The sequence below is a fragment of the Micromonospora sp. NPDC048835 genome (assembly GCF_040649995.1).
Lineage (GTDB): Bacteria > Actinomycetota > Actinomycetes > Mycobacteriales > Micromonosporaceae > Micromonospora.
In genome coordinates, this window is record NZ_JBEZGM010000006.1 from 273,435 (window position 1) to 280,553 (window position 7,119).

Below are 7,119 nucleotides of genomic sequence, written 5' to 3' on the forward strand. Positions count from 1 at the left end.
GCGCCCGGTCAGTGCGGCATGCCCGGTCAGACCGCCGCCGTACGGGCGATCAGGTCGTCGAGGACCGCGCCCAGGTCACCGGCGTGCTCCAGCACCCGCCGCTGCCGGGTCGCGCCGGTGCCGTCGCGGCGCAGCCGGGCGAGCTGCGCCAACACGTACCCGAGGTCGCCGTGGCGCAGCAGGGCCGGCGCGATCACCGCCATCAGCTCGTCGACCAGCGCCCAGGCGGGCCGGGTGCCACCGGCCCGCAGGTCGATCAGCTCGCCGTCGAGACCGTCGTGGGCGGCCCGCCAGTGCGCCGCCGCGACCAGGCAGTCCCGGACGTGCGGGGCGGTCACCCCGGCGCGTACGTCGTCGGCGAGGGTGGCCACCAGGGACCGGACCAGCGCGGCGACGAGCACCGCGTCGTCCACCTCGGTGCAGACGTCACCGACCCGCACCTCCACCGTCGGGTACGCCGACGACGGCCGGGCGTACCAGTAGACCATCGCCGCGTCGAGCATGATGCCGGCGGCGATCAGCTCGTCGACGGTGCGGTCGTAGTCGGCGGCGGACTCGAAGTACGGCGTCGGTCCGATGCTCGGCCAACGCTCCAACTGCATGGACCGCCAACTGGCGTGCCCGGTGTCGTACCCGTCGTGCAGCGGCGAGTTGGTGGTGATCGCCTGCACCACCGGCAGCCACACCCGCAGGTGGTTGCAGACCTGCACCGCCAACTCCCGGTCGGGCAGTCCGACGTGCACGTGGCAGCCGCACACCGCCGGGTCGTGCGCCACCGGCCCGTACCTGCGGGACATGGCGTGGTAGCGCGGCTCGTCCGGAACCGTCCGGTGCGGTTCGGCCACCGGGGTGGCGCCGACCGCCACCAGTCGGGCCCCGGCCGCCGTGGCGGCCTCGGCGGCGGAGCGACGCAGCGACACCAGGTGTGCGCGCAGTTCGGTGAGGTCGCCGCAGACCGGGGTGACCATCTCGACCATGCTGTGCCGGAACTCCTGGCGGCTTTGGTCCCGGGCCGAACCGCGCAGCGCGGCGAGCACCTGGTCGGCGACCGGCAGGTTCCGGCCGCTGTCCGGGTCGAGCAGCAGGTACTCCTCCTCCACCCCGAGCGTGAGAACGGAGAGGTCGGGCGCGGTGTCGACAGCGGTCGGACGGTACGCCATGGCCCCTCCCCCATCCCCTGCGGCGGCGGTGCCTCGGGTTCCCGACCGCCCCTGCGGCAAACGCGGGTTCAGGGCGTCGCGAGGGCCGTCGCGCGCGCGGTGAGGAAGGCCCGTTCGGCCGCGTTGTCCGTCAGGGCGACGGCCGTCCGGTACGCCTCGACGGCCTCCACCCGCCGGCCGAGCCGGGCCAGCAGGTCGGCCCGGACCACGTGGTGGACGTGGAAGGCGCCCAGGTCGAGGCGGTCCACCTCGGTCAGCGCCACGGCCGCACCGGACACCTCGGCGAGCGCGACCGCCCGGTTCAGTGCCACCACCGGGCTGGGGGCGACCACCGTCAGCTGGTCGTACAGCGCAAGGATCTGCGCCCAGTCGGTGTCGGCGGTGCGCCGCGCGACGCTGTGCACGGCGGCGATCGCGGCCTGGATCTGGTACGGGCCGGGCCGGTCGCGGCGCAGGCAGCGGCGGACCAGCGCCTGCCCCTCGGTGATCAGCTCGGCGTCCCAGCGGCCTCGGTCCTGTTCCGGCAACGGAACGAGGGTGCCGTCGGCGGTGGTCCGCGCGGCACGACGGGACTCGGTGAGCAGCATCAGCGCGAGCAGGCCGACGGCCTCCGGCTCGTCCGGCATCAGGTCCACCAGCAGACGGGTCAACCGGATCGCCTCGACGCACAGCTCGGTGCGGACCAGGTGCGGGCCGGCGCTCGCCGTGTACCCCTCGTTGAAGATCAGGTAGAGCACCGCCAGGACACCGTGCAGCCGGTCGGGCAGGTCGGCGTCGCGGGGCACCCGGTACGGGATCCCCGCGTTGCGGATCTTCGACTTGGCCCGGACCAGGCGCTGCGCCATCGTCGGCTCCGGCACCAGGAACGCTCGGGCGATCTCGGCGGTGCTCAGGCCGCCGAGCAGCCGCAGGGTGAGGGCGACCCGGGCGGCCGGGGCGAGCGCCGGATGGCAGCAGGTGAAGATCAGCCGTAGCCGGTCGTCGCGCACCGGTCCCTCCTCGACGGGTTCGGCGGCGGCGAACAGCAGCGCCGCCTGGGCCTGCCGACCGGGCCGGGACGCCTCGCGCCGCAGGCGGTCGATGGCCCGGTGCCGGGCGGTGGTGATGATCCAACCGGCCGGACTGGGCGGCGGGCCGGTGGTCGGCCACCGCGCCACAGCGACGGCGAAGGCCTCCTGGACGGCCTCCTCGGCAAGCTCGATGTCGCCGAGGAGGCGGACCAGGACGGCGACCGCTCGGCCGTACTCCGCGCGGAACACCGCCTCCACGTCGGACACGGTCAGTCGCCGGCCCCGCCCTGGAAGGGGCGCACCTCGATCGGCAGGGTGGTCGCCACCGCGTAGCGGCGACCCCAGTCCAGGGCGGCGTCCAGGTCCGGCACGTCGATGATGGTGATACCGCCCAGATACTCCTTCCCCTCGACGAACGGCCCGTCGGTGATCAGCACCTCGCCGTCCCGGGCGCGCAGCACGGTGGCGGTCTCCGGCCCATGCAGGCCCTGCCCGAAGACCCACGACCCGGTGGACGCCAACTCGGCGCGCAGCTCGCCGATCTGGCGCATCACCCCGGCCAGGAACTCCGGCTCCGGTGGCAGCTCACCCTGTGGTTGGTGGAGGCTGAGCAGGTACAACGTCATGGTTCCTCCTCGCGCGCGGTCGGTCCTTCACCGACCTCTCATCCTCCACACGATCGGCCACCGCCCCGATCGACAGGTCGGCAGAGTGTTTCTCGGCGGTCGACCCAGCCCCCGGTGGTGTCGCTACCACCGCCACCACCGCCAGTCACCGCCGCAGCAGCTACCACCGTCGCGGTCGACGCCGGTTGTCATGCCGGCGACGGTTGTGGGTAGACCCCGGTGTGGTCGACGGCTTGCGGGTGGTCGTGGTGGGTGCCGGCTTCTCCGGTCTCGCGGCGGCGCTGGCGCTCAACCGCGCCGGCGCCCAGGTGCGGGTGCTGGAGGCCCGCGACCGGGTGGGCGGTCGGGTGCTGACCCGGTGGCTGCCCGAGCTCACGCAGCTCGACCTGGGGGCGCAGTGGATCGGCCCGACCCAGGACCGGATGTACGCGCTGCTCGCCGAGCACGGGCTGGCCACCTTCGCCTCGGCGTCGGTCGGCGCGCCCACCCTGCTCTGGGCCGCTGAGCGCCGCACCGAGCCGCCGGCGCAGGTCGGCCGGGTGCTCGGCCTGCTCGACGAGTACGCCGCACGGCTGGACCCGGCAGCGCCCTGGGCCGCGCCGGAGGCCGGACGGTGGGACCGGACGACCCTCGGCGGTTGGCTCGCCACCACGGCCGGGGACGACGACACCGCCGCCTACCTGGGGCGGCTGCTCGCCGGTGGGCTGCTGGCCACCGGCGCGGACGAGTTGTCCCTGTTGCACCTGCTGTTCTATTTGCGCAGCGCCGGCGGGACCGGGCCGCTGTTGGGGATGGCGGGCGGCGCGCAGCAGGACCGGATCGTGGGTGGGCCGTCGGCGCTGGCCGAGCGGATGGCCACCGCCCTGCCACCGGGCGCGCTGACGCTTGTCGCGCCGGTACGGGCCATCGAACAGGGCGTCGACGGCGCGACCGCGTGGACCGACACCGGGCGCGTCGACGGCGATGCCGTGGTGGTCGCGCTGGCCCCGGCGCTGGCCGGCCGGATCCGGTACGACCCGCCGCTGCCTTCGCTACGGGACGGGTTGACCCAACGGATGCCGATGGGTTCGGCGCTGAAGGTGCACGCCGTCTACCCGGAGCCGTTCTGGTGTGCCGACGGGCGTTCCGGGGTGTCCACCAGCAACGCCGGGCCGCTCACCGAGACGGTCGACAACTCCACCCCCACCTCGCCGCTCGGGGTGCTGACCGGGTTCAGCTACTCCACCGACGCGGCCACGCTGCGCGGCATGTCCCCCGCACGACGTCGGCAATGTCTGCTGGAGGCGTTCGCCGGCGTGGTCGGGCCGCGCGCCGAGGACCCGGTGGACTTCATCGAGTACGACTGGTCGGCCCAGGAGTGGACCCGGGGTTGCTTCTCCGGTGCGCTGACCCCGGGCGCGTGGCGGACGTACGGGCCGTACCTGCGGGCGCCGGTGGGGCGGGTGCACTGGGCGGGCACCGAGACGGCCACCCGGTGGAGTGGCTATCTGGAGGGCGCGGTGCGCGCCGGTGAGCGCGCCGCGGCCGAGGTCCTTGCCGGTTGAGCGGCACGACCGTGGCCGGCCCGGTCTCGGCGGGACCGGGCCGGCCTCGGCCCTGGGTGCTACCCGGCCGGCCCGGTCCGATGAGACGACCGGGCCGACGCGGGTACCCCGGTCAGGGGTAGGTGGTCAGGTACACCGTCTGGTTGGCCGCGTTCGCGGTGCCACCGGCGTTGTTGATCACCCGGTTGATGGTGCCGACGCCACCGAGCGAGACGGTGACCATGTTGGTGAAGCGCACGTTCGAGTTGACGGGCACCTCGAAGGAGCGCTCCTCGACGACCGAGGGGTTGACGTTGAAGTAGCTGTAGCTGCCCAGCCCGAACGCCTGGTGGCTGGTCACCGAGTCGGCCACCTTGTACGCGGCGTAGCCCCGGGTCGACCCGTTCATCCAGGCCGCCTGGTTCGGGACGTCGTACGGCAGCTCGTTCTGGTAGAAGTACGTCCGCCCACCGTTGCCGTTCCAGATGGTCTGGTACTTCTGGTAGTGCTCGACGAAGAGGCCGTACATGGTGACGTTGTCGCCGTTGACGGTGAGCCCGGTGTCGGCGGTGTTCAGCGTCCATCCAGTCGGTACGCCGCTGGCGGCGTGGTCGGCACGCCACAGCCACATGTGGTCACCGATCACGTTGTCGCTGTTGACGGTCAACGTGTTGGTGGCCCTGCCGACGTGCGGCCCGCCGATGCGGAAGAACACGTCGTGCAGCGAGGTCGGGTTGCTGGCGTGGCTGGCGGACGAGCCGGACGGCCCGACCTCCATCAGCACTGGCGAGTTCGTCGTGCCGGCCTCGAACATGAGGCCGGCCACCTTGACGCCGTCCACATCAGCCACCCGCATCCCCACCGCGCCGTTGTCGGCCTGGATGGTGGCCAGGCCGAGACCGAGGATGACCGTGTCGGCCCGGTTGACCTGGATCGGCTCGGTGACGTGGTGCACGCCCGGGGTGAACAGCAGGTGCCGCCCCTGGGCGAGGGCCGCGTTGATGGTGGCGGCGCTGGTGCCGGGTTGGACCACGAAGAACTGCGACAGCGAGATGGACGAGCCGGCCGGGGTCTTGTTGTACCAGCTGGTGCCGGTGGAGTTGGTGCGCAGCGCGGGCACGAACACCCGGTACTCACCGCTGCCGGTCACGTACAGGAACGGCTTCTCCCGGACCTGCGGGGTCTGCGGGATGACCGTGTGCGACGGGTTGGGGAAGCTCGGCGCGGGAGCGCCGTTGACGCCCTGGAAGACCATGTTCCACACCGAGCCGGTCCAGCCGTTGCCGAACTCGCTGTTGCGGGAGTACCACTGCTGCTGCGAGCCGGAGACGACCAGGCCGTCGATGCGGGTGTCGGCCAGCAGGCCGCCGCTGGACCAACCGTCGCCGCCGTTCCAGAGCTGGATCTGGTTCTGCGCGCCGCGCAGGTGCATCCGCCGGTACGGCGCGGCCTGGGACACCGCCCAGCGTTCCACGGTCTGCCCGGCGGGCAGGGTGACGGAGAGGTTCTCGGCGGCCCGCCAGAAGTTCTGGGTGGCGTTGCCGCCCATCCAGAACGCCTCGGCGCGGACGTGGCCGTTGAGGTTGACGTCGTCCGGGCTCATGCCGAGGCCGGCGACCTGGGTGAAGAAGCCGAGGTTGACGTCGGCGGTGTAGCTGCCGGGCTTGAACAGCACCGCGTAGCGCTGCGGGCCGAACTGGTTGGTCTCCTGCTGGGTGAAGAGGGTGTTGAGTCGACTCTGGATGGTCGACGTCGGCGTGCTCGGGTCGAAGACGAACGTGTTCGACCCGAGGTTGGGGTTGTACGGGTCGGTGGGCGTCACCGGGGGTTCGTTGGTGCCGCCGCCGGTCTCGCCGTAGACCTGGAACTCCCAGAGCGAGTAGCCGTAGCCGGTGCCCCGGGCGGTGCCGTACATGCGGACGTAGCGGCCGGCGCCGGAGACGGTGAGGTTCTGGGTGCCGCCGGTGCCGGTGGTGGTGGAGTAGATCGTGGTCCAGGTGGACCCGTTGTCGGACGTCTGGAGCTGGAAGGACCTGCCGTAGGCGCCCTCCCAGAGCAGGTTGACCTGGCTGATGGTGGCGCGTGCGCCGAGGTCGACCTGGAGCCACTGCGGGTCGCTGAACGCGCTGGACCAGCGGGTGCCGGTGTTGCCGTCGACAGCGGCGGCGGCGGGGGTTCCGCCGTTCTCGGTGGATGAAGCGGTGGCCGTACGACCCTGGGACAGCAGGACGGGGGCGGCCTGCGCGGGTGCGGTGGCTCCGGCCGGGGTGAGCACCGCGACCAGGGCCATGGTGAGCCCGACGAGCAGGTGCCGCACGGCCCGGGGACGCGGGCGTACGGATCTAGCACGAGATGTCATGACATCGCCTGTCGATAGGGGGTTACGGGTTGCCGCACGGATGGGGGATCGGCTCGCCCGTAGCGCCGTGGATGGTGCCGCCGAGGCGACGCCGCGGGGAGGAGAGCGCTCTCGTAGGAGTGTTGCGGCGAGATTGCGGCGGCGTCAAGACATCGATCTATAACTTCGTTATTTATCCCGAGAGCCGGGTTTTGTGTAATTCCCGATCCTCCACGCCGGTCACCCCGCCGCCCCGACCAAGCGCCAGTCGACCTCCCGCGGGGCCGACCCCTCCCGTCCGCCAATCCGGAACCGGGTCGATCACCCCAAGATCGACACAGTTTCGGTGATGTTGCTGCCTCAACCCGGGCGGTTTCAAGCGGCGGTTGCAACCAGGTGTTTGTGGAGTACCTCGGCTGGATTCTGCCAGTCGAGGGTTTGGCGTGGCCGTGCGTTGAGTTC

5 protein-coding genes are annotated in these 7,119 nt (G+C 72.1%); 1 reads left to right on the forward strand and 4 read right to left on the reverse strand.

The genetic code is table 11. The features are described 5' to 3' along the window. Nucleotides 1-26: 26 nt before the first annotated feature. The 3 genes from AB0C15_RS10555 to AB0C15_RS10565 form a co-directional block, all read right to left on the reverse strand. Nucleotides 27-1,160: a glutamate--cysteine ligase gene (locus tag AB0C15_RS10555; protein WP_357350820.1), complete on the reverse strand. Its 1,134-nt coding sequence runs from the start codon at nt 1,158-1,160 to the stop codon at nt 27-29. Nucleotides 1,161-1,228: 68 nt separating this feature from the next. After that, on the reverse strand, nt 1,229-2,437 hold the full coding sequence (locus AB0C15_RS10560) for an RNA polymerase sigma factor (protein ID WP_357350822.1): 1,209 nt from the start codon (nt 2,435-2,437) through the stop codon (nt 1,229-1,231). Between the two features lie 2 nt (nt 2,438-2,439). Then, on the reverse strand, nt 2,440-2,796 hold the full coding sequence (locus AB0C15_RS10565; RefSeq protein WP_357350824.1) for a YciI family protein: 357 nt from the start codon (nt 2,794-2,796) through the stop codon (nt 2,440-2,442). Nucleotides 2,797-3,017: 221 nt separating this feature from the next. Here AB0C15_RS10565 and AB0C15_RS10570 point away from each other — a divergent pair, with 221 nt between their 5' ends. Further along, a complete protein-coding gene (locus AB0C15_RS10570) occupies nt 3,018-4,340 on the forward strand; it encodes an FAD-dependent oxidoreductase (protein ID WP_357350826.1) in 1,323 nt (440 codons plus the stop codon). Nucleotides 4,341-4,452: 112 nt separating this feature from the next. Here AB0C15_RS10570 and AB0C15_RS10575 read toward each other — a convergent pair whose 3' ends face one another. Further along, nucleotides 4,453-6,678 carry a discoidin domain-containing protein gene (locus AB0C15_RS10575; RefSeq protein ID WP_357350828.1) on the reverse strand — a complete coding sequence of 742 codons (2,226 nt, stop codon included), beginning with the start codon at nt 6,676-6,678 and terminating at the stop codon, nt 4,453-4,455. Nucleotides 6,679-7,119: the final 441 nt, after the last annotated feature.

Excerpts from the sequence above, each read along its gene's own strand:
- AB0C15_RS10555 (WP_357350820.1), bottom strand. The coding sequence starts at position 1,160 with ATGGCGTACCGTCCGACCGCTGTCGACACCGCGCCCGACCTCTCCGTT.
- AB0C15_RS10565 (WP_357350824.1), bottom strand. The coding sequence starts at position 2,796 with ATGACGTTGTACCTGCTCAGCCTCCACCAACCACAGGGTGAGCTGCCA.
- AB0C15_RS10575 (WP_357350828.1), bottom strand. The coding sequence starts at position 6,678 with ATGACATCTCGTGCTAGATCCGTACGCCCGCGTCCCCGGGCCGTGCGG.